Annotated in this window: 19 protein-coding genes and 1 pseudogene; 12 read left to right on the top strand and 8 right to left on the bottom strand. The window is 71.4% G+C overall.

What is annotated here, in order from left to right:
* Positions 1-69 precede the first annotated feature (69 nt).
* The 5 genes from NX794_RS31670 (at position 70) to NX794_RS31650 (ending at position 4,697) form a co-directional block, all read left to right on the top strand.
* A complete protein-coding gene (locus tag NX794_RS31670; RefSeq protein ID WP_258783035.1) occupies positions 70-681 on the top strand; it encodes an HAD-IA family hydrolase in 612 nt (203 codons plus the stop codon).
* A 51-nt stretch (positions 682-732) separates the two neighbouring features.
* Positions 733-1,755: an AfsA-related hotdog domain-containing protein gene (locus tag NX794_RS31665; protein WP_258783033.1), complete on the top strand. Its 1,023-nt coding sequence runs from the start codon at positions 733-735 to the stop codon at positions 1,753-1,755.
* Complete coding sequence (locus NX794_RS31660; protein WP_258783031.1) at positions 1,745-2,773, top strand: ketoacyl-ACP synthase III family protein; 1,029 nt, start codon at positions 1,745-1,747, stop codon at positions 2,771-2,773. Before NX794_RS31665 ends, NX794_RS31660 begins: the two co-directional genes overlap by 11 nt.
* Positions 2,770-3,576: an SDR family NAD(P)-dependent oxidoreductase gene (locus tag NX794_RS31655; RefSeq protein WP_258783029.1), complete on the top strand. Its 807-nt coding sequence runs from the start codon at positions 2,770-2,772 to the stop codon at positions 3,574-3,576. Before NX794_RS31660 ends, NX794_RS31655 begins: the two co-directional genes overlap by 4 nt.
* A 347-nt stretch (positions 3,577-3,923) precedes the next feature.
* The gene (locus NX794_RS31650) at positions 3,924-4,697 is read left to right on the top strand and encodes an SDR family oxidoreductase (RefSeq protein WP_258783027.1); all 774 of its coding nucleotides are present in this window, start codon (positions 3,924-3,926) and stop codon (positions 4,695-4,697) included.
* 73 nt (positions 4,698-4,770) lie between these two features.
* Here the strand turns inward: NX794_RS31650 and NX794_RS31645 are convergent, their stop codons facing one another.
* Both NX794_RS31645 and NX794_RS31640 read right to left on the bottom strand, forming a co-directional pair.
* Entirely contained in the window at positions 4,771-5,232 is a 462-nt protein-coding gene (locus tag NX794_RS31645) for a nuclear transport factor 2 family protein (RefSeq protein ID WP_258783026.1), read from the bottom strand.
* 148 nt (positions 5,233-5,380) lie between these two features.
* A complete protein-coding gene (locus NX794_RS31640; RefSeq protein ID WP_258783025.1) occupies positions 5,381-6,940 on the bottom strand; it encodes an MFS transporter in 1,560 nt (519 codons plus the stop codon).
* A 268-nt stretch (positions 6,941-7,208) separates the two neighbouring features.
* On the opposite strand from NX794_RS31640, the gene NX794_RS31635 reads away from it, so the two are divergent.
* A complete protein-coding gene (locus NX794_RS31635; protein ID WP_258783024.1) occupies positions 7,209-8,780 on the top strand; it encodes an FAD-dependent monooxygenase in 1,572 nt (523 codons plus the stop codon).
* A gap of 113 nt (positions 8,781-8,893) precedes the next feature.
* Here the strand turns inward: NX794_RS31635 and NX794_RS31630 are convergent, their stop codons facing one another.
* The 5 genes from NX794_RS31630 to NX794_RS31610 form a co-directional block, all read right to left on the bottom strand.
* Positions 8,894-9,571 carry a response regulator gene (locus NX794_RS31630; RefSeq protein ID WP_258783023.1) on the bottom strand — a complete coding sequence of 226 codons (678 nt, stop codon included), beginning with the start codon at positions 9,569-9,571 and terminating at the stop codon, positions 8,894-8,896.
* Positions 9,564-10,181, bottom strand: coding sequence for a sensor histidine kinase (locus NX794_RS31625; protein ID WP_258783022.1), 618 nt, complete (start codon positions 10,179-10,181; stop codon positions 9,564-9,566). The genes NX794_RS31630 and NX794_RS31625 overlap by 8 nt, the downstream gene beginning before the upstream one ends.
* A 181-nt stretch (positions 10,182-10,362) precedes the next feature.
* A complete protein-coding gene (locus tag NX794_RS31620; RefSeq protein WP_258783021.1) occupies positions 10,363-10,956 on the bottom strand; it encodes a TetR/AcrR family transcriptional regulator in 594 nt (197 codons plus the stop codon).
* A gap of 219 nt (positions 10,957-11,175) precedes the next feature.
* On the bottom strand, positions 11,176-12,198 hold the full coding sequence (locus NX794_RS31615; protein WP_258783019.1) for an NAD-dependent epimerase/dehydratase family protein: 1,023 nt from the start codon (positions 12,196-12,198) through the stop codon (positions 11,176-11,178).
* Positions 12,195-12,794: a ScbR family autoregulator-binding transcription factor gene (locus NX794_RS31610; protein ID WP_258783018.1), complete on the bottom strand. Its 600-nt coding sequence runs from the start codon at positions 12,792-12,794 to the stop codon at positions 12,195-12,197. Before NX794_RS31610 ends, NX794_RS31615 begins: the two co-directional genes overlap by 4 nt.
* A 291-nt stretch (positions 12,795-13,085) precedes the next feature.
* Between NX794_RS31610 and NX794_RS31605 the strand changes: the two genes are divergently transcribed.
* From NX794_RS31605 to NX794_RS31585, 5 genes are all read left to right on the top strand, one after another.
* Positions 13,086-14,021, top strand: coding sequence for a ScbA/BarX family gamma-butyrolactone biosynthesis protein (locus NX794_RS31605; RefSeq protein WP_258783017.1), 936 nt, complete (start codon positions 13,086-13,088; stop codon positions 14,019-14,021).
* Between the two features lie 136 nt (positions 14,022-14,157).
* Positions 14,158-15,546, top strand: coding sequence for an FG-GAP-like repeat-containing protein (locus NX794_RS31600; protein ID WP_258783015.1), 1,389 nt, complete (start codon positions 14,158-14,160; stop codon positions 15,544-15,546).
* Between the two features lie 879 nt (positions 15,547-16,425).
* Positions 16,426-19,671, top strand: coding sequence for an RHS repeat-associated core domain-containing protein (locus NX794_RS31595; RefSeq protein ID WP_428986000.1), 3,246 nt, complete (start codon positions 16,426-16,428; stop codon positions 19,669-19,671).
* A 15-nt stretch (positions 19,672-19,686) separates the two neighbouring features.
* Positions 19,687-19,902 carry a hypothetical protein gene (locus tag NX794_RS31590; RefSeq protein WP_258783013.1) on the top strand — a complete coding sequence of 72 codons (216 nt, stop codon included), beginning with the start codon at positions 19,687-19,689 and terminating at the stop codon, positions 19,900-19,902.
* 36 nt (positions 19,903-19,938) lie between these two features.
* Positions 19,939-20,073 (top strand): hypothetical protein, encoded by a 135-nt coding sequence (locus tag NX794_RS31585; protein ID WP_258783011.1) that lies wholly within the window; start codon positions 19,939-19,941, stop codon positions 20,071-20,073.
* Positions 20,074-20,394: 321 nt separating this feature from the next.
* Here NX794_RS31585 and NX794_RS31580 read toward each other — a convergent pair.
* A protein-coding gene (locus tag NX794_RS31580) for an IS5 family transposase (RefSeq protein ID WP_428985999.1) occupies positions 20,395-21,338 on the bottom strand; the annotation gives its coding sequence in 2 pieces (ribosomal slippage) (positions 20,395-20,919 and positions 20,922-21,338; 942 coding nt in all).
* Between the two features lie 155 nt (positions 21,339-21,493).
* Here NX794_RS31580 and NX794_RS31575 point away from each other — a divergent pair.
* Positions 21,494-21,772 (top strand): annotated as a pseudogene (locus NX794_RS31575) (transposase); the annotation flags it as partial.
* Positions 21,773-21,789 lie beyond the last annotated feature (17 nt).

Here is a 21,789-nt window from a genome sequence, read left to right as displayed (position 1 = left end):
GGACCCCCCGGGCGCCCCCCCCCCCCCCCCCCCGCCCCGCCCCTGGCCGTATGGACCGACTTCGGCGGTGTGCTCACCCCGCCGGTCGACGTCACCTTCACCCAGTTCGCGGACCGCGTCGGCGTCCCGCTGTGGGCGCTGAAGGAGTCGATGCGCCTGGTCGGGGAGAAGTACGGCACCGACTCGATGGGCGCGATCGACATCCCGCTGATCGACGAGGCCACCTGGTCCGGCGAACTGGAGGACGTCCTCGGCGGCACCTTCGGGGTCGTCGCCGACCTCCAGCACTTCGGCGACCGCTGGTTCGCCGGGCGCTCCGCCAACCAGGCGTGGACCGCGCACCTGGACGGCTTCCGCGCCCGGGGCGCCTTCGTCGGACTGCTCTCCAACCTGCCGCCGTCCTGGGAACGCCACCGCCGCTTCATGATCGACGACTCGCACTTCGACGGCATCGTCCTCTCCCACGCCGTGGGCAGCCGCAAGCCCGACCCCGAGATCTTCGAACTCGCCGCCAAACGGGCCGGCCTCGAACCGCACCAGTGCGTGCTCGTGGACGACATGGAGAAGAACGTGACCGGCGCGGTCGCCGCCGGCTGGCAGGCGGTGCACTTCCACGACGCCGACCAGGCCGCCCGCCAGGTCTCCCGCCTCCTCGCCGCGGCCGTCCCGCTCGCCGGCTGAACCCCGCCCCACCCCACGCACCCGCCCCGACGCACCCCACAGGAGCCCGTCATGTCCGTACTGAGCCCGGCCAGGTCGGCCCAGGCCACCGAAGCGGCCCAGACCCTGTCCACCCAGCGCACCCTGTCCCGCCGGCTGGTGCACCGCTCGGCGGTCTCCGAGGTGTTCCTCACCGACTTCCAGTCCGTCGACGAGAACACCTTCCGGGCCGCGGCCCAACTCCCCGCGCGCCACTTCTACTACGGCGACCACACCGGCCGCCCCGCGATGCACGACCCGCTCGCGGTGTTCGAGAGCGTGCGCCAGATGCTGCTGTGCGCGATGCACCTCCAGCACGACGCCGGCCACGACACCAAGTCGATCACCGCGACCGCCTCCCTGGAGATCACCGACCCCGAGCCGCTGCGGGTCGCCGGCGCGCTGGACCTGCTGCTGCTCGGCAGCGTGGAACTCGCCAAGAAGTACCAGGACACCATCGCCCGCGTCGTGCACCAGGTGCGGGTCATGGCCGGCGGCCGGCAGGCGGGCGTCATCACTGTCGACACCGCGCAGCGCCCCGACGCCGTCTACGAGAAACTGCGGATGAGCCACCGCGCCACCCCGCCACCCCTGTCCGACACCCTGCCCGCCGACACCGGCGGCGTCGCCCCGGCACCCTGGCGGGTGGGCCGCGAGCAGGCGGAGAACGTGATCCTGGAGGACACGGACGTCACGGACGGCGCCGTACACGCGCGCCTGCGCGTACCGACCGCGCACCCCAGCATGTTCGAACACGCCCAGGACCACGTGCCGGGCCCGGTGATGATGGAGGCCGCCCGGCAGGCCGCGCTGCTGCTCGCCACCGACGCACCGGACACGACCCCGGCCGGATTCCACCTCCGCTACGTCGACGCCGAATACCTGCGCTTCGCGGAGCTGGACAGCGCCATCACCGTCGTCACCCGCCGGCTGCCCGACCCGGTGGACGGCGGCCGGTGGACCGAGACCGCCTTCGTCCAGCAGGACGAGACCGTCGCGCGGATGCGCGTCCGCCTCGCCGAGGCCCGCACCGCCGGAGCCGGCGATGCGGTTTGACACCCCCGTCCACCTCAACGCCCCCGTCCACGCGCTCGGCGAGCACGCCCAGCCCGTGGCGGACGCGGTCACCGGCCTGCTGATCGACGAGGAGAACGCCGAGCGGTACGCCTACACGGCCCTGCGCACCAGCACCCACGCACCGGTCGAACTCGCCGCCCGCGCCGCCGCCGAGTCCTGCACCGCCGCCGGCACCCCGCCGCACCGGATCGCCCAGCTGCTGCACGCGTGGACGTACCACCAGGGCCACGAGTTCTGGTCCCCGGCCCACTACCTGGCCCAGCGGATCGGCGCGGTGGCCGCGGAGCCCGTCGGCATCCAGCAGATGTGCAACGGGGGACTGGCCGCGCTCGTGCAGGCCGCCTGCCGGCTGCTCGCCACCGGGTCCGGCCCCGCCCTGGTGACCACCGCCGACTGCTTCCCGCAGCCCGGCTTCGACCGCTGGGGCGGCGACTACGGGGTCTGCTACGGCGACGGCGCCACCTCCGTGCTGGTCGACCGCGCCCCGCACGGCCGTTCCGTGCGCCTGCTGTCGGCGGCGACCGTGGCCGCGCCGGTGCTGGAAGGCATGCACCGCGGCGACGCGCCGTTCAGCCCGGCCCCCACCAGCGGCGTCAAGACACTGCTGCCGAAGCTCGCCAAGAAGGAGTTCCTCACCGCCCATCCGGCCCTGCCCTTCGGCCCGATCGCGCACGACGCGGTCACCTCCGTGGTGACCCGGGCCCTGCGCGACGCCGGGGTCGGCCCCGACGACGGGCGGCTGCGCGCGGCGGCGCTGCCCCGGCTCGCCCGGCACGTCATGGCCGACGCCTACGAGCCCGCCTTCCGCGCGGTGTGCGCGGCCCCGGTCGTCCGGCTCGGCGCCGACACCGGCCACCTGGGCGCGGGGGACGCCGTCGCCAACCTGTCCGACCTGCTCGACCGGGACGACGTACGCCCCGGGGACCTGCTCGTCCTGCTCAGCGCCGGCGCCGGGTTCACCTGGTCCGCCGCGATCGTGGAGGTGAACCAGCCGTGACGGACCCGACCGCCACCGCCGAGGAGGCGACCGCCCCCGTACCGGACCCGACCGCCCGGTTCCGTGTGGACGGCCAGGTGGCCGTGGTCACCGGCGCCTCCAGCGGCATCGGCGCGCACCTGGCCCGGCTGCTCGCGGCGGCCGGCGCCCGGGTGGCCCTGGCCGCGCGCCGCGAGGGCCCCCTGAAGGAACTCGCCGCCGAGCTGCCCGGCTCGCTCGCCGTACCCTGCGACGTGACCTCGGCCGAGGACCGCGCCCGCCTGGTGCGCACGGTCACCGAGGAAGTCGGCCCGATCGACATCCTGGTCAACAACGCGGGCCTGTCCGAGACGGTGCCCGCGGAGACGCAGACGGTGGAGAGCTTCGGCGCCATCGTGGCGCTGAACCTGACGGCGGTGTTCGCGCTGAGCCAGGCGGCCGGCGTGGGCATGCTGGAGCGCGGCCGGGGCTCCATCGTCAACATCGCCTCCATCTACGGGCTGGTGGCCAGCGGCAGTCTTCCGCAGGCCGCCTACACCGCCTCCAAGGGCGGGGTGGTGAACCTGACCCGGGAGCTGGCCGCCGAGTGGAGCGGGCGGGGGGTGCGCGTCAACGCGCTGTGCCCGGGCTGGTTCTGGTCCGAGATGACCGAGCCGATGCTCGGCAGCGAGAAGGGCCGGACCTGGGTGGAACGGCGCACCCCGATGCGCCGCGCCGGCCGGCTCGCCGAACTCGACGGCGCCCTCCTGCTGCTCGCCTCGGACGCCGGCTCCTACATCACGGGGGCGGCCCTGCCCGTGGACGGCGGCTACCTGGCCCTGTGACCGCGACGGGCCCGCAGAAACCCGCCCCGTGCCGCTTCGGAGGCACGGGGCAGTCCTCCAAGAGGGGATGTACTGGTCAGCGCCCCTCTTCGTAGCATCGGCAGGGCGCGGGACGGCAGTTCGCCAGGGCCCGGCACGTCACCGGTTCTGCTTCCGGGCACGCGCCGCCCTCCCGTCCGCCCCCCGCCCGGGCGGCCACCGCCGGGCCCGCTTCCCCTTTCCGCACCTGTTTTCCGCACCTGTTTTCCGTAGCTGTTTTCCGTAGCTGATTTCCGTACCTGACGACGACCGCCGGCCACCGCCGCGCGGTCGTCACCTGTCTGTTCACCATCCTGGAGGGCACCATCGTGAGCACATCCGTCTCCCCCGCCCGGTTCCGAGGCCGGGTCGCCCTGGTCACCGGGGCCAGCCGGGGCATCGGGTACGCCGTCGCCGAACGCCTGGTCGCCGAGGGCGCCCGGGTCTGCCTCACCGCCCGCTCGCCCGAGCCCCTGGCGGAGGCCGTCGCGCGGCTGGGCGGCCCCGAGCACGCCGTGGCCGTCGCCGGAAGGTCGGATGACGACGCGCACCGGGCCGAGGCCGTCTCCCGGACGCTGGCCGCCTTCGGACGGCTGGACGTCCTGGTCAACAACACCGGCATCAACCCGGTGTTCGGCCCCGTTCTCGGCCTGGAGGAGTCCGCCTGGCGCAAGGTCTTCGACGTCAACGTCCTGGCGGCACTGGGCTGGCTGCGGCGCGCCCACGAGGCGTGGCTGGGGGAGCACGGCGGCAGCGTGGTGAACATGACCGCCGTGGCGGGGCTGAAGCCGGCCACCGGGATCGGCGTCTACGGCGCGAGCAAGGCCGCGCTGATCCACCTCACCGAACAGCTGGGCCAGGAACTCGGCCCGCGCGTGCGGGTCAACTCGGTGGCCCCCGCCGTGGTCAAGACCCGCTTCGCGGCCAAACTCTACGAGGACCGTGAGGAGAAGCTCGCCGGGGACTACGCGCTGCGGCGCCTGGGCACCCCCGAGGACATCGCCGCCGCGGTCGCCTACCTGGCCTCCGACGACGCCTCCTGGGTGACCGGCCAGACCCTGGTCGTCGACGGCGGCCTGACCACGGTGGGCGGCGGCATCTGAAGGACGGCCGCACAGCACTTCGGGCCCTCCCCACGCGGGGGAGGGCCCGAAGTGCTGTGCGTACCCGTCCGGTTCACACCCCGCGGCGCGACCCGTCCGGGTTCAGCGGGGACCACCACAGGGCCGAGGTCGAGCAGCCGTCGCCGAGGATGACACCCCGGCCCTCCACGATGCGGCCGTCGCGCCAGCGCAGGAAGTGCAGCGCCGTCACGTCGAGCAGGTCGTACGGCGAGGTGCTGTCCTGCGGTGCGCCGGCCCGCAGCGCGCGGTTGGTGTTGACGTCGACCGAGTAGCCGTCCTCGGCGTTGACCATGATGGTCACGTTCTCGGCCGTGTAGGTCCCGCCGGACAGCTCGCCCACGGTCTTGAGGAACCCGAGGAAGCTGTCCAGGCCCTCGTGCCGGCCGGCATGCGCGTGGTTGCCGGGTATCTCGAACGTGACGTCCTCGTCCCAGTACTTGAGCATGGTCCGGCGGTCCCCGGACGCCAGGGCCGCGAAGGCCTCCCGGACTCGCTCGACGGTCAGCCCGCTCATGGTGTTCTCCCTCGTTCGTGCTGCCAGGGGTGGGTGGGACACGTGCCTCCACGGGTGTGGGGACACGCGCTGCCACGGGTGTGGGGGACACGTGGCTGCCGGGGCGGCCGGCTGTTCGCGGCAGCCGCCCCGGCGGTCGGTGGGCGGGTCAGGCCGGGACCTTCTCCGGCTCGGCCTGCGGGGCGGCCTCGGCCGGGGCCTTGACGGTCTTGGCACCGACGACGGCGACCAGCACGGTCGCCGCGGCGCAGAAGCCGGCCATGATCCACAGCGCGGTGTGCAGACCGCCGGTGTAGGCGGAGGTGGCGACCTGGTGGAAGGCGTCGCGGGTGTTCGCCGGCACGGTGGACTGCGGGCCGGACAACTGGCCCTGGTTCAGGGCGTTGGCCAGCGCGGCCGGCTTGCCGCCGTAGGGGCCGGTGAAGGTGTCGAGCTTGTCGCCGAGTTCCACGCGGGTGAAGTTGACGAGCAGCGAGCCGACCACCGCGATACCGGTGGCCTCGCCCGCCAGCCGCATCGTGTTGAACATGCCCGCGGCCATGCCGGCCCGCTCCGGCTCGACGCTGGAGACCGCGGCGCCGTCCATCACGCCGAAGGAGACGCCGATGCCGACGCCGATCACCGCGTAGGGGCCCAGGGCGGCCCAGTTGCCGATGCCGGGGTGCAGGACCGTCAGCCAGGCGGTGCCGATGGCGGTCAGGCCCACCGAGGCGGTGACCATGTGACGCACCGGCACCCAGCGCAGCAGGTACCCGGCGATCAGCGGGAAGAAGATGGTCGGCACGGTGAGCATCAGCATGTCGACGCCGGCGTGCATGGTGGTCTGCCCGTTGACGGCGGTGAGATAGCTGGGCAGGTAGACCAGCAGCGGGGTGAAGGCGAGGACCAGGGCGACCACGCCGACGCACAGCGAGACGAACTGCGGCTGCCGGAACAGGCCCAGGTCGAACATCGGCCGTTCCTGGCGCTTCTCCACACCGATGAACAGGGCGAACAGCACGGCGCAGGCGACGTACATGGTCAGGTTGAAGGCGGAGGCCCAGCCGAGCGCGGAGCCCTCGATCAGGGCGGCGATCAGCGCGGTCAGGGCACCGCTGAAGGTGAGGGTGCCGGCCCAGTCGACGCGGTTGGCCGCCGGGTCGCGGGACTCGGGCAGCCGGGTGGCGAGGACGAGCACCAGGGCTCCCGCGATCGCGGGGACCAGGAAGACGGACCGCCAGCCGAACGTGGTGGACAGGGTGCCGGCGATGAACGGTCCGAAGGCCATGCCGACGCCCACGGTGGTACCGAAGACGGCGAACGCCTTGGCCCGCGCGGGCCCCTCGAAGACCTGGGCGAGGGTGGCGCTGCCGGAGGTCAGCATGGCGGCGGCGCCGACGCCCGCGACGACCCGCGAGGCGTCCAGCAGCGCGATGTCCCCGGCCAGCGCCGAGACCAGAGAGCACAGCGTGAAGACGACGGTGCCCAGCACGAAGACCTTGCGGCGGCCGAACCGGTCGGCGAAGGCGCCGGAGGCCAGCATGAAGCCGGCGAAGGTCAGGTCGTAGCCGTTGACGATCCACTCGTCGGCGGCGAGGCTGCTGTGGAAGTCGGCGGCGACGCCCGGGATGGCCACGGACGCGCCGGTCAGCGAGATCGGCAGCAGCAGCGATGCGAGCACCACCGTGACGAGGCTGACGACGGGATTGCGGGACGGATGATCCCTCATGATTCTCTTCCTCCAGAAAACTGCCGGTGTTCCATGGCGTTTTTCACGCTAGGAGCGGCAACCGGCCCCGTACATTCCCCTTCTGGTCCGGCACGTGTTTCCTTGGAGGCACGCCGAGGCATACGCCCGGCTCGGAGTGTTACTTTCGGCTCGTCACGGCGGCACGTCCGTGCACTGTCCGCGCCTTTTCCCTCCTGCCGGAACTAGCGTCCGGAATTGCCCGTGCCCATCGGCCGGTGCGAGTATCCGAATTGCTGGGAGAGCGCACATGTCCAAGGTCAACCCCGTTCTGGTGGTGGGCGCCGGGCCGATAGGCCTGGTGATCGCCTGTGAGCTGCTCGGTCAGGGCGTGCCCGTCCGGATCATCGACGCCGAACGCGACCACTCGGCCCACTCCCGGGCCACCACCATCTGGCCGCGCCCGCTCGAACTCCTGCGCAGGATCGGCGTCGCCGACCGTCTGGTGGAGAACGGGCACCGCATCCAGGGCGTGGCGTACTACTCGGACCGCCGTCATCTCGCGACGGCCTGGCTGAACCGCCTGGACGACACCCCCTACCCCTTCGCCGTCGGACTGCCCCAGGACCGCACCGAGGAACTGCTGGAGCAGCGGCTGGCGGAGCTGGGCGGCAAGGTCGAGCGCGGCGTACGGCTGCGGACGCTGGACGCCGGCGGGCCGCGCGCCCGGGCGGTCCTCGACCTGCCGGACGGCGTCACCGAGGAGGCCGAGGCGGACTGGGTGGTCGGTGCCGACGGCGCGCACAGCACGGTCCGCAAGGAGCTGGGCCTCACGTTCGAGGGTGCCAGGCTGCCGGTCAACTTCGCGATCACCGACGCGGAGCTGTCCGGGGGCATACCGGCGGACCTGGTGAGCTACTGCTACACCGCCGCCGGGGGACTCGGCCTCGCCCCGGTCGCGCCCGGCGTCCACCGCATCGCCGTCGCGGTGCCGCCCGAGGCGGCCGGGACGACGCCCACGCGCGGCTTCTTCCAGCAGGTGGTGGCCGAACGCGCCCCCGGCGGGGTCGAGGTGGGCGAACTGCGCTTCAGCACGGTCTTCCAGGTCCACGTCCGCAGCGCGCCGAGTTTCCGGCGCGGCCGGGCCTTCCTCGCGGGCGACGCCGCCCACCTGATGAGCCCGGCGGGCGGCCAGGGCATGAACACCGGTCTGCTGGACGCCGCGAACCTGGGCTGGAAGCTGGCGGGTGTCTGGCGCGGCGCCCTCGACGAGGCGGTCCTGGACAGCTACGACGCCGAGCGGCGCCCCGCGGTGCACGCGGTGACCCGGTCCACCTCGCTGCAGACCCGCTGGGGGGCGCTGAGCGGGCCGGCCCAGCTCGCCGTGCGGGATGCGGCGGTACGGGCGGCGGGCCGCACCGGTGTGCTCCAGCGTGCCCTCGCCCCCGCCATCGGCCAGCTCACCTCGGGCTACCGCGCCCCCACCGCTCGCCGGGCCTCGCTCACCGGCCCGAAGGCCGCCCCGGGAGACCGTCTGCCCCTCCTCCTCGGCGAGGAGCCGGTGCTGAGCGGGGCTCCCTGGGCCCGCGTCACCGGCCGTTCCCATGCCGTGCTTCTGCACGCCGGCTGCAGCAGGCCGGCCGGGTGGAGCGGCACGTGCGCGGCGATCCGCGCGGCCGTGGGCGACGCGGCCGAGGTGGTCGAGGCCCCCAGCCGCCCGGAGGGTCCCCTCGCCGCGGCCCTCGGCCGCCGTTCCGTGGCGGCGATCGTCCGCCCTGACGGTCACCTGTACGCGCTGGTCACCGATCCCGGTGCCGTCAGTGTCCGCACGGCCCTCGACCATGCCCGCCGCTCGGCCCTGCCCCACGACGGACAGGCCTGACCTCCACGCCGCTCGGGCCTTGCCCCTCGACGGGGGGCACGCCTTCGCGGGCGCATGGCGGCGGCCCCCGCCGTGTCACCGGCGGGGGCCGCGGCTGGTGACGGCTGGCGGGTTCAGCCGGCCATCGGCAGGGCGTGCTTGCTGTGCGGCCGGATGATCTGGAGTGCGGCCGCCTTGTTCACCGCGTCGAGCCGGGAGACCGCGTCGAGCTTGTCGAAGATCTTCCGCAGGTGGCGTTTGACGGTGCCCTCGGTGATGCCGAGGCGGGCGCCGATCTGCCGGTTGCTCAGGGCCTGCGCCACGAGGGCCAGTACCTCCGTCTCGCGCTCGGAGATCGCCGCGGCCCGCTGGACGGCGGCCCCCTGTCCGGGCCCGGCGAGCGGCGGCATCGACACCGTGACCACGGCCCGTCCGCTGCCGGGCCGCTCCCGGATCGCCGCGAGCAGCGACTGCCGGCTGGCGCTCTTGTGCAGATACCCGCGCACTCCGCAGGCGAGCAACTGCCTTACCAGCACCGGGTGGTCGTCCATGCTCAGGACGATGACGCGCAGCCCCGGCCGCCCCTCGAGCAGCAGCCGTACGGTGGCTCCCGGGTCCTCGTTGTAGGGCATCTGCACGTCGATCAGCGCGACGTCGGGCCGTAGCTGGGCCGTGGCCCGCACGGCCGCGCGGGCGTCGCCGACCTCCGCCACCACCTCGATGTCGGGCTCGCTGCGCAGGAGTTCGACCATCGCCTCGCGCAGCAGGGTGTGGTCGTCGGCGACGAGTATGCGGGTGGGGGCGTCAGACATGGCGGGAGTTCCTCTCCTTGACCGGGACCCACAGCGTGATCCGGGTGCCGCGCCTGGGGGCGCTGGTGACCGTGGTGACGCCGCCGACCGCCTGGATCCGCTCCCGCATGCCGAGCAGGCCGTTGGTGGAGCCGCGCCGGGCGACGGTGGCGGGGTCGAAGCCGTCCCCGTCGTCGGCCACCGAGGCGTGCAGTTCCCCGGCGTCCCAGGTGAGGTGGACGGCGACGTGTCCGGCGTTCGCGTGGGCCACGGCGTTGCGCAGGGCCTCGCGGACCGCGAGGAACACGGCGTCCGCGACGGTGGCCGGCAGCAGACCGTCCATGCCGTCGACCCGCAGGTCCACGTGCGGCTCGCTGATCTCCATCGCCCGGACGAAGGAGCGCAACGCGTCCTCGACCGAGAACCCGGCGGCTGCCGGCGGCGAGTCCCGCAGCGCCGAGGTCACCTGACGGGTCGCGCACAGCACGTCCACCACGGCGGCCCGTACCTGCCGCAGACGCTCGGCCGCGTCCGGGTCGGACCCCGCCGCCGTGGTCTCCAGCATGTCCAGCCGGCGCAGTGCCAGAGCCAGTCCGCTGCCGATCCGGTCGTGCACCTCCCGTGCGAGCACCTTGCAAACGTCTGCCTGTGCCGTCTCTGTATCCCTCACCGGGTCCTCACCCTCCCCCGTACGGATCCTGGCCGTGTAGGCCCTGCACACAAGAAGAATATAGAGAACTCTCTTTTTTTCCAGCCGGATTCGGCCGGATCACCCCCATAGATGGCAAAGAAAAAAGAGCCTTCTCTTTGCTTCAGGCGGGTGCCGCGGCGATGCCGTGGCAGACCAGGGGCCACAGCCGCGACACGGCACCCGCCGCCCCCCGGAACACCTCGTGGTCCGCTCCGGTGCGCGGATCCATCTCGACGGCCGCGAGCAGGTGCATCGCCAGTCCCGCCACCACGGGCGGCCGAACGCCGTGCCGCAGCTCGCCCGCCGCCGCGGCCTCCGTCAGCAGCTGCCACAGCGTCGGCGTCCAGGAGGAGTGCCAGGCCGGAACGATGTCCGGCCGCTCCCGCGCCAGCAGTGAGCCGGCCCGTACGACGGTGTCCTCGTCCAGCAGCCGGGCGAGTGCCTGCAGCAGCCCCCCGACGGCACGCAGCGGGGACCCGTGTGCCACCGCGGCGTCCGCGGCCCGCTCGCCGGCGGTGTCCGCGGCCCGCCCGACCACGGCTTCGGCCAGCTCGCTCTTGCTGGCGAAGTGGAAGGTCAGCGCGCCCATGGAGACCTGGGCGGACCGGCAGATCTCGACCAGGGTGGCACCCTTGTAGCCCTTGTCGCCCATGACGTCGGCCGCGGCCCTGATGAGGGCTTCGCGCGTGCGCTCCGCCCTGGCCTGCATTGCCATGCATCCTCCGAAGTCCGAGGCCGATCAACAAATCAAAGAGATCGCTCTATATTATTCTGCCAGCTCGGACGGCTCCGCAACCGACCGGAACGAGCCATGCGACGCGGGCCCGGAAACAGAAAGAGGCCCCCTGTCCCGTAGGGGACAGGGGGCCGGGAGGAGACCGACGGCCGGGCAGCGCCCCAGGGGCGTGGCCGGCCGGCCGAGGACGACGGAGGACTACGGCCGCCCCGCGAGCCGCGCGAGCGGACCGGGGCCGGCGTCGACGGACAGCACCTGCCAGATCAGGTCGCTGCGGTAGTGGTGATCCCTGCCGAGCAGCTCCAACTGGCGCCGGCCCCAGCGGCCCTCGGTGCGCGCCAGCAGCGCGAGGCACTGCTCCCAGTCGGCGTCCCCGCGCGCGGGGGCGGCGAGGCCGTGTTCGGCCAGCACCCGTCTGAGCTGCCCGCTGGCCACCGGCACGGGATGAGCGGCGTGGTGCACCCCCCGCACCGGGGTGCTCGCGGTGACGGCCGCCGCCGCCAGCCGTGCCAGATCGTCCACGTCCACGAGGGAGAGCAGTCCGGTGCCGCCGTCCCACTCCGGCGGAACCCGCGCGGTCAGCTCCGCGAACGCCGGCCCGACCCACCGGTCGCCCGCGCCGACCACCAGGTTCGGCCGCAGCACGAGCGCACCGGCCGCCAGGGCGGGCCCTTCCGCGGCGAGACGGCTGCGGCTGGCCTCGGACACCGGCTCCGCGCCGACCTCGTCGACGTCGATGCCGCGATGCGGGCCGGCGCCGTAGACGGCGGCCGTGGAGAAGTGCACGATCCGCTCGATCCCGGCCCGGCGGGCGGCCGTCATGACGGCGGTGGTCCCGTCCAGGTTGACGGCCCAGGACCGCTCGGCGTCGCCGCCCACGCGGGAGACGGCGTGCACGAGGGCGTCGGCGCCCTCGAAGGCGCGGTCGAGCGACGCCACGTCGGTGACGTCCGCCCGGACCCGCTCCACCACACCGGCATGGCCACCGGCACCGTCACGGCCACCGGCGCGGTTACGGTCCCGGTCACCGGCACGGCCACCAGCGCGGTCACGGTCACAGTCACCGGCACCGTCGCCCGGAGCGCCGGCGGCCTCGCCGCGCGCCAGGGCCCGCACCCGCAGGGGCTCTCCGCCGGGCCCCGCGCACCCGGCCAGCCGCCGCACCACCGCGGAACCGATGAACCCCGTGGAGCCGGTCACCGCGACGGTCCACGGCCTCACGTGCCCGTCTCCGGCCCCCGCGTCCCGAACTCGAGCTTCCCGATCACTTCGGGACGGGCGACCGCGGGCAGGAAGTACTGCCACAGCTCGGTGATCCGCTCCGTGAGGTCGGCGTGGCCGGTACTGATCCGGGACAGCAGCTGGGTCCCGCTGTAGGCGCCCACCAGCACCCGGGCGAACGCGCCGGGGTCCACGCCCTCGCGCAGCTCGCCGAGGGCGTCGGCGACGATGAGTTCCTCCTTGAAGCGGGTGATCCACAGCTGGTAGGCGGTGTCGTCCTGGACGCCGAAGGCGCCCTGCTCCACGGCCAGCCGCACACCGGCCCGCAGCAGCACGTTGCTCCGCAGCTCCTGGGCCAGTTCGAGGGTGAGGTCGACCAGACGCTGGAGCCCGCTGCGGCCACTGAGCTCCGGCAGGTCCGCGGCCTGTTCGGCCATCACCGCCTTGGCCACGCCTTCCTTGGACCCGAAGTGGAAGTAGAGGGCTCCCATGGTCGACCCGGCCCGCTTGATGATCTTCGTGGTGCTCGTGCCGGCGAAGCCCGCGAGATCGAACTCCTCGGCTGCCGCTTTGACGAGAGCCGCCCTTGTCCGCACGGCACGCTCCTGCTGAGGCTGCGCCACTGGATCCCCTTGCTAAATAAACAGAGCACTCTCTTGGCTAGGTCGAACCCCAGGTTACGCACGGTCTTCAGGGGTGTCCAGCGCGCCGACCGACGGCACACCAGGCGAAAAAGGCTCGATCCGGAGGGCGTTGCCCCACAACCCTTGGCTGCTCCGTGAGTGACCCTTTACCCTCCCTTAATCCAAAAAAACAGAGCACTCTCTATGTTCGTGGTGCTGCGACTGCCAGTCGCAGCGCTCACATACGCTGCAGGGGGATTCCGTATGTCCAGCACCATCGAACACGTCCACACCACCGCCCCGGCCTGGATGCCGGTGGCCCAGGAACGGGTGCACAAACTCAGCGCCGCGGACGTCCTGCTGACGAAGTGGCGCCGGCAGGCGGACGACACCTTCACCGTCCACGCCGACTGGCCCCAGGAGCACGGTTTCTACAAGCCCCGGCACGGCCTGCACGACCCCATGCTGCTGGCCGAGTCGATCCGCCAGTGCATCCCGCTCCTCAGCCACGCCGCCTACGACGCCCCGGCGGGCCACCGCCAGTCCTGGAGCCACTTCAGCTTCTCGCTGACCCCCGCGGCACTGGCCACCACCGCCGGCGCCACCTCCGTCGAACTCCGCGTCACCTGCGAGGACGTCATACGGCGCATGGGCCGCCTGGCCTCCATGCTCATGAAGATCGACGTCCTGCGCGACGGCATCCAGGTCGGCACCGCCCAGACCCGCTTCGCCAACCACGCCCCCGCCGTCTACCAGCGCCTCCGCGGCACCTACGCCGACCTCGCCGACGCGACCACCCGGGCCCTGCCGCTCCCCCCACCGGCAGCGCCCGCCCAGGTCGCCCGCGAGGACTTCGCCGACGTCGTCCTCTCACCGACCGACTCACCCCGGCGCCACCAGATGCGCGTCGACCTCAACCACCCCATCCTCTTCGACCACCCGGTCGACCACGCACCCGGCATGCTCCTCCTCGAAGCGGCCCGCCAGGCCAGCTACACGGCGGCACAACAGCCCACCGCGATGCTCGCCATGGACGTGGTCTTCGCCCGCTACGCCGAACTCGACACCCCCTGCTGGATCCACACCGACCCGTTCCTCACGGACCAGCCCGGCCGGCACCGCGTCCTGATCACCGCCGTACAGAACGACGTCTGCGTCTTCTCCAGCGTCATCACTCTCCTGAACCACGCCCGCCACTGACCCCACCCGGCGTGGCGTCGCGGCGGTGGTGTTCCTATGATTCGGCGGTGATCTTCGGCGTGGCGGGCCTGCCGCACGCCTCAAGGGGGAGGGGTTTCGGATGGCCTTGTCCAGACGGCGGAGGGCTGCCGCATGGGTGGTGGCATCGATCGCCGGTGCGCTGTTCGTACCGGGACAGGCGGCCGCCTCGCCGATCGGCACTCCCGCGGACTTCAACGGTGACGGCTACCGCGACGTGGTCCTGCCCGCACCGGCCGCGACGGTGTCCGGCAAGGAGGGCGCGGGCGCGGTGGTCGTGCTCTACGGCTCCGCGAACCGGGTGTCCGCGCAGAGGCGTGTCGTCATCACCCAGGACACGGCAGGCGTCCCGGGAACGGCCGAGACGGACGACTTCTTCGGCGCCGCGACCGCGTTCGCGGACCTGAACACGGACGGCTACGCCGACCTGGTCGTGGGGACGCCGTTCGAGGACGACGGCACCACGGCGCAGGCCGGCGCGGTCACCGTGCTGTGGGGCGGCCGCACAGGACTCTCCAAGGCGACCACCCTGCCCACCCCCGTCACCGAAGGCGCACGTTACGGTCTGGACGTGGCCGCGTTCCCCCGCGGCAAGGCGTTCGCACACGTCCTGGTCGGCGGCTGGGGCGGGTCGGTGCTCTACCGCGGGCCGTTCGGCACCTCCACCGCTCCCGGCGGAGCGCCTGGCTCGGTGCTGACCGACCGCGCCACACCGAGCCTGGCACACGTGACGCTGGGTGACCTCGACGGGGACGGGAGGCCGGAGCGCGTGCTGAGCACGGTCCGGCTCGGTGGCCGCAGCGGCGGCGACGTACTGGTCGACCACAACCCGGACGGCCTGTACGAACCGCAGCGGGGCGGGGACGGGCTCGTCGCGGCGGTCGGCGACATCAACGGCGACGGCTACGGCGATCTCGTCGCCGGTGACCCGGACGACGCGCACGCCACCGCGCCCGACGGCTCGCTGGGCGGCCGCATCTCGATCTGGTACGGCTCCAAGAGCGGTGTATCGGCCACGGCAAGCCCTGTCCGGATCGACCAGAACACGCCCGGTGTGCCGGGAGCGGCCGAACGCGGCGACAAGTTCGGCTCCTCCCTGACCATGAGCGACCTCAACCGCGACGGTCTCGCCGACATCGTGGTGGGAGCACGCGGTGAAGCGATCGGCACCAAGACCGACGCGGGAGCCGTCACCGTCATTCCCGGCCGCAGGAGCGGCACCCCGGGCAGCGGCTCCTACACGATCACTCAGGACAGCCCGGACGTACCCGGCGGCTCCGAAAGAGGCGACGAGTTCGGATCGTCGCTGGCCGCCGCCGACCTGAACAAGGACGGCCGCCCGGAGCTGATCATCGGCGCCGGCGGCGAGGACGGCTACCGCGGAGCCGTGTGGGTACTCCCCGGCGGCGCCTCCCGCCCGGCCACCGACCACACCGCCATGATCACCGCCAAAGCACTCGGCCTGAAGGGCGACTCCGTATACCTCGGCGCCGACACCGGAACCTGACCGACCCGCCGACACGTCGTACGGGAACTAAGGGCTCGGGCCGCCGTATGCGCCGGGTACAGGACCCTGGCGACGTCGCAGGGTGAGACGCGTGAAGCGAGTGGAAACCTTCACGCGTCCGCCAGGTGGCTCACGACCCGGTGCCTGACCGGGCAGGGGAGTTCCTCAACCACGATCACCACGAACATCAGAATCCGCAGCCCCCGTAACGCCGTCACCGGCGGACACGCCCTCGTCCACAGCGGCGCGCCCGGCCCCGATCGCCTTCTCGCCGTTGGGGAACACACGGGTCACCATGCCGTGCGGATGGCTCGCGCGGGCGCTCTACTGGCTCATCCTCACGGCCTGCCCGAGGACCGTGGCGTAGACGGCTCCGGTGCAGCCGTCGCGTGGTGGCAGTGGAAATGCGCACCGATGTCCTGCTGGGGCGCCTGGAGCAGGACGTCCTCGCTATGCGTCGGCTTTCGGCCGTTCGTCTCAGGGTTCGCGGAGTGCGCTTGCCCCTTGGGTGGGTTGTGCGGCGCGAATGTGCTCCCGTTTTCCGCGTATTCGCCCATCTGAAGAGGAGGGGCGGATTCCGGCCCGTATGTGAACGGATTCGGTGGGAACAGCACGGAAATTTGTGCGAATCCTGTGACAACGTGTGCGGGCCCGGTGACCGCTGGGGTTGCCGGGGTCCAACTTCCTGCGGGGGGAAGCATGCATACGCGTGCCTTCGGCACGTCTCTTCGACGTGCCCGGAAACGATCCGGATCGGCCGCGACGATCGCGGCGGTGGTGACGACCGCACTGGCTGCGGCCGTCCTGCCGGCCGCGAGCGCGACCGCGGCCGACGGCAAACCCATCTCCGCGTGGGGCAAGAACAGCCCCGACTACGCGATGCCGGCGGTGAAGGTGGGCCCGAACCGGCCGGTGACGTCCAAGCCGTCGAAGAACCCGACTGACGAGGCGTGCGTGCCATGGCTGCGCGAGCAGCGGGCGCACGCCAAGAACGCCGCGTCCGGCAGGGCGGCGAAGCCGGCCGGTGTCGCGGCGGGCGCCTCGGTGCTGAACCTCGTGCCGGAGGGGCAGGGCAATGTGCCCTGGCACCGTTACACCAGCTTCGCCATCACGGACGCGCTGACCGCGAAGATCGACTACTCGACCGGCAACCTGATGCTGACGGCGACGGACTTCGATATCGCCGGCGTCGGCCAGCGCCTCCAGCTGGCCCGCACCTACAACTCGCTGGACGCTCCCTTCGGACGCGTCTCGCAGCGCTGGTGGCAGCAGTACGAGCGCTACCTGTCCGTCTCCAGCAGCGAGGTCGTCTTCTACGACGCCTCCGGCGCGACGGTCCGCTTCAAGAAGAACAGCGACGGCTCCTTCACCACGCCGAAGGGCTACTCGCAGGACCTGAAGAAGAACTCCGACGGCACCTACACCCTCACGAAATGGACGTCGGGCGCGAAGGAGACCTACGACGCGGGCGGAACGCTGACGAAGATCACCGACCGCAACCACGGCGCCGTCACCGTCACCCAGAACACCGGCGGCGGCTTCAAACTCACCGAGACCCGCTCCGGCCGCTGGATCGACCTCAACAAGGTCAACGCCACCGTGTGGCAGGCCAAGGACAACTCCGGCCGCACCGCCGCCTACGGCCTCGACGCCGGCGGCAACCTGACCACCACCACCGACACCGAAGGCAAGACGACCACCTTCGGCTACGACACCTCCGGCCGCATCAGCAAGATCACCACCGCCGAGGGCCGGGTCACCGTCTTCTCCTACGACGACGTCAACCGGATCACCTCGATGCTGCGCGCCACCGGCTTCAACGCCTCCGGCAGCACCGGTCCGACCTGGACGTACGCCTACACCAGCGACTCGGCCAGCGCGGCGGGCAAGACCACCGCCACCGACCCCGAGCTGCACGCCACGCAGTACGAGCACGACGGGGACGGCCAGGTCACCGACGTGACGGACGCGCTCACTCACAAGCGGTCCACGAAGTTCGACGCCAACCACAACATCGACACTGCCACCGACGCCATGGGCGTCGGCACCACCCCGGGCAACGTGGTCGACTACGGCTTCAACTCCCGCAACAACCTGGAGACCGTCGCCCTGCCGACCGGCGGCAAGACGGTCAACAGCTGGCAGACCATTGCCGGCGGTGACGTGCCCAAGGACTCCACCAACGCCGACGGCGAGAAGACGTCCTTCACCTACGACACGGTCGGCAACACCAAGACGGTCGCCCAGACCGGCACCGGCGGCGGCAACGTCACCTACGACTACAACCCCGCCACCCCCACCTGCGGCGGCTTCGAAGGCCAGCGCTGCGACCAGAAGACGAAGATGACGTCGTCGAAGACGGTGCAGACCGACTTCCACTACGACGCCAAGGGCAACCTCGACTGGGCCAAGGCCCCGGCGCCCCTGGGCAAGACGACGTACACCTACGACGACCTCGGCCGGACCAGGACCAACACCGACGCCCGCGGTGTGACCGTCACCTACACCTACGACAACCGCGACCGTATCCGCATCGTCGACACGACCAACAAGGCCCGCGTGCAGTACTGGTACGACGGCGACGGCAACCTCTCCCAGCGCACCGACGGCACCGGGACGGTGAAGTACCAGTTCGACCCGCTCCAGCGGGAGACGGTCCGCACCCTCCAGGACACCTCCCAGACCCTGCTGGCCTACACCCCGGCCGGCAACGTCGACTACTACCAGGACCCGGCCGGAAAGGTCGACTACACCTGGAACGAGGTCAACAAGCTCACGGAACTGAAGGACCCGCGGGGCGCGACGACGACGTACAAGTACAACAACAACGACGTCCGCACCACGACTACCTACCCCGGCGGCACCGTGCAGAAGGTCGACCCGGACAACTCCAACCGGCCCAAGAACATCAAGGTGACCTCCGCCCAGGGCACCCTGGTGAACCTGGACTACACCTACGGCTACGGCACCAACAACGCCACCGACGGCAGCAAGATACGCACCATGACGGACAACGTCACCGGCCGCAAACGCACCTACACCTACGACGGCGCAGGCCACTTCTCCTACGCTACCGAGATACAGGACGGCAGCACCGTCGACTCCTGGCAGTACTGCTACGACCTGGCCGGCAACCTCACCTCCCAGGGCACCGACCCCGGCTGCCCCCGCACCACCACCTACACCTACAACGACGCCCAGCAGCTCACGTCGAAGTCCGGCACCACCGGCCCCTGGTCCTACGACCCGATCGGCAACGAGACCGCAGGCTCCTCGGCCGACGACTACCTGCGCACCGGCGAGATCTGGACCGACCACTCCCAGATGTCGTCGATCACGGTCAACGCCAAGACGTACGCGGGGCAGTACGGCTCCACCGACCAGAGTGAACGTATCCGCCTCGGTGACACGCTCTTCCACAACGGGCCGCTCGGCCTGTCGGCGAAGTCAACCGCCGGTGCGGACATGGGCTTCAACCGCGAGCCCGGGGGCACGCTGAACTCCATGACGACCGGGGGCAAGAGCTACTACTACCTCACCGACGCGATCGGCTCGGTCATCGGCCTGGTCGACGTGGACGGCAACAAGGTCGACACCTACACCTACAGCCCCCGAGGCGTCCGCCTCCTCGCCCAGTCCAACGAGCCGGTCGACCAGCCCTACCGCTTCGCCGGCAACTACCAGGACCCCACCGGCCTGTACCACCTGCAGGCCCGCTACTACGACGCCAACATCGGCCGCTTCACCCAGCCCGACCCCTCCGGCCAGGAACAAAACCCCTACCTCTACGCCGAAGGCGACCCCGTCAACCGCATCGACCCGAGCGGTCTGATCACCGGCTCCTTCAGCGGAGAGGTCTGCTTCGGCGTCTGTGTCGGCCTCGGCGGCAAGACCGACGGCGACACGGCCAAGCCGACCGTCTCCTTCGGGTTCGGAAGCCCTGGTGCCAGCGCTGAGATCTCCGCGGACACCGGTGACATGGACAGTGGCTTGTCGGGCGAGGTGTCCTGCGGTTACGGGCCCGGAAACGTCAAGGTCTCGGGTGATGCGAGTGGCGCCGACGTCGGATACGGAACTGGGGCCAGTACGGGGAAGTGCTCGGTGCGCGGGCAGTACACCTTCTAGACGCGAGGAGCATCAGTGAACGTCGCTGTCGGGATCTTCATGGTCGTGTTCGGTCTGTCATTCGCCGTCTTCGCTCCTCGCTTCTCACGGGCGAGCGCCGCCAGCTCCAAGGAGATGTTCGGGACGACCGGCGGAAAGCCGATGCGGGTCTGGAACCGGACAGTCTTCACGGTGATCGGAATCGCCCTGGCCCTGTTCGGCATTCTCTACGCCATCGGCGCGGTCGGCTGAGCGGAACATCACGCACTCACGGAAGGAACCAATCACATGATGCTCTACGCGATGACACTGGCCGAGCGGTGGGACGGCCCGCCATGGTTCAAATGGGCCTGGCTGGCGCTGGCAGCGGTGGGCGCGGTGTTCGTCTTCACGATGCTGGCGCGCCGGGGCGGGCGCAAGTAAATCCTGTCGGGGTCGAGTTTCGGTGGCCCCGGCGCATGCCCGGGCCACCGAAACCGCAGGGCCCGGAGCAGTGCGGTGAGCGCGCGGGCCAGGCATTCATCCTCGAGCAGCCCACCGTGTCCCTCGGCCAGCTGCTGGGCCCCATCGATCAGGGTGCCCACGAACGTTCCCAGCTCCAGACCGGCCGCGCCCCGGATCAGATCGAGTGTGGCGTAGCTGGTGAGCCTGCTTATTGATCTTGTTTGTGGTCTGCTGTTGCTCAGTTGTACTGAGCGGTATGCCTGTTCGCCGGGGGAGGCTTACGCGGGGCCATGGCGCTGACTAGGCCGTTTCTGATGGCTCTTGGACGGTATCGCGGAGCCAGATGACGATCGCGGTGACGGTGAGGGTGCCGTTGAAGATGTAGGCGCGCTTGTCATGCCGCGTGGCCACGGCTCGGAACTGCTTCCACTTGTTCACGCACCGCTCGACCGCGTTGCGGCGGCGGTACTGGGTCTTGTCGAAGGCCGGGGGGCGGCCGCCAGAGCGTCCGCGGTGCCTGCGGTGGGCCCGTTGGTCGTCGGGCTGCGCGATGGTGGCTTTGATGCCGCGCCGTCGCAGGTAGGCGCGGTTGTCGCGGCTTGAGTACGCCTTGTCGCCACGCACCCGGTCCGGCCGGCTGCGTGGGCGGCCTGGACCGCGGCGCCGGATGCGTAAGCCGTCCAGCACCGGGGCGAACATCGGGCTGTCACCCCGCTGGCCGGGCGAGGTCAGCCAGTGCAGCGGGCGGGCGCGGTCGTCGGAGAGCAGATGGACCTTGCTGGTCAGCCCGCCCCGCGAGCGCCCCAACGCCTCGCGCCCATCTGCCTCCTCACACGCCCCGCCCCTTTTTGCGGGTAGTCGGCCGGGGGCTTGCGGGGCGCCCCGGCCGCGTGCTGGTGAGCCCGGCAGGACGTCGAGTCGATGTTCACGGCCCACTCCTGCCCGGACGCCCGGCGGGCGAGCGCCCCGTCGGGGTCACCGGCATCCGCCTCGATCTGCAACTCCTCAAGGACGGCCTTCCAAGTGCCGTCGGCCGACCAGCGGCGATGACGCTCGTAGACGGTCTGCCAGGGACCGTACCGTTCCGGCAGATCAGGCCAGGGCACCCCGGTCCGGGCCCGGAACAACACCCCGTTGATCACCCTGCGGTGATCCGCCCACTGCCCGCCCGGCCTTCCGTTGCCGGGCAGCAGGGGCTCGATCTTCCGCCACTGCGCGTCCGTAAGCTCATGTCGCCGCACCATACGGGCGTCCTGCCCGGCAAGCCACGAGATCCACCCAGCCCACCAAGAGCCATCAGAAACGGCCTAGCCGTCCCATCCAGGGTGAGGTTTCTCCGAGATGCGGAGTGTGGTGACAGAGGGTCAGATAGGACTCATGAGAGGAACATCGACCATGGCTGCCCCCAGAAAAGTACTCGCTGGAGTTGCGTGAGCGTGCGGTACGGATGTACCGGACCTCCGACCCGAAGCCGCAGATCAAGAAGCTGGCTGTCGATCTCGGTGTGCATCCCGAGGCCCTGCGCGGCTGGATCCGGCAGGCCGAGGCCGAGGCCGAGGCCGGCGAGCGCGACGACCGGCTGACCACCGACGAGCGGGCCGAGCTCGCGGCGCTGCGCAAGGAGAACGCCCAGCTCAAGCGGGCCAACGACGTGCTGCGGACGGCCTCGGCTTTTTTCGCGGCGCAACTTGACCC

The organism is Streptomyces pyxinicus (genome assembly GCF_024753135.1).
Taxonomy (GTDB): domain Bacteria; phylum Actinomycetota; class Actinomycetes; order Streptomycetales; family Streptomycetaceae; genus Streptomyces; species Streptomyces pyxinicus.
The sequence above is the reverse complement of the archived record's forward strand: the minus strand, read 5'-3'. Positions and strand labels throughout refer to the sequence as shown.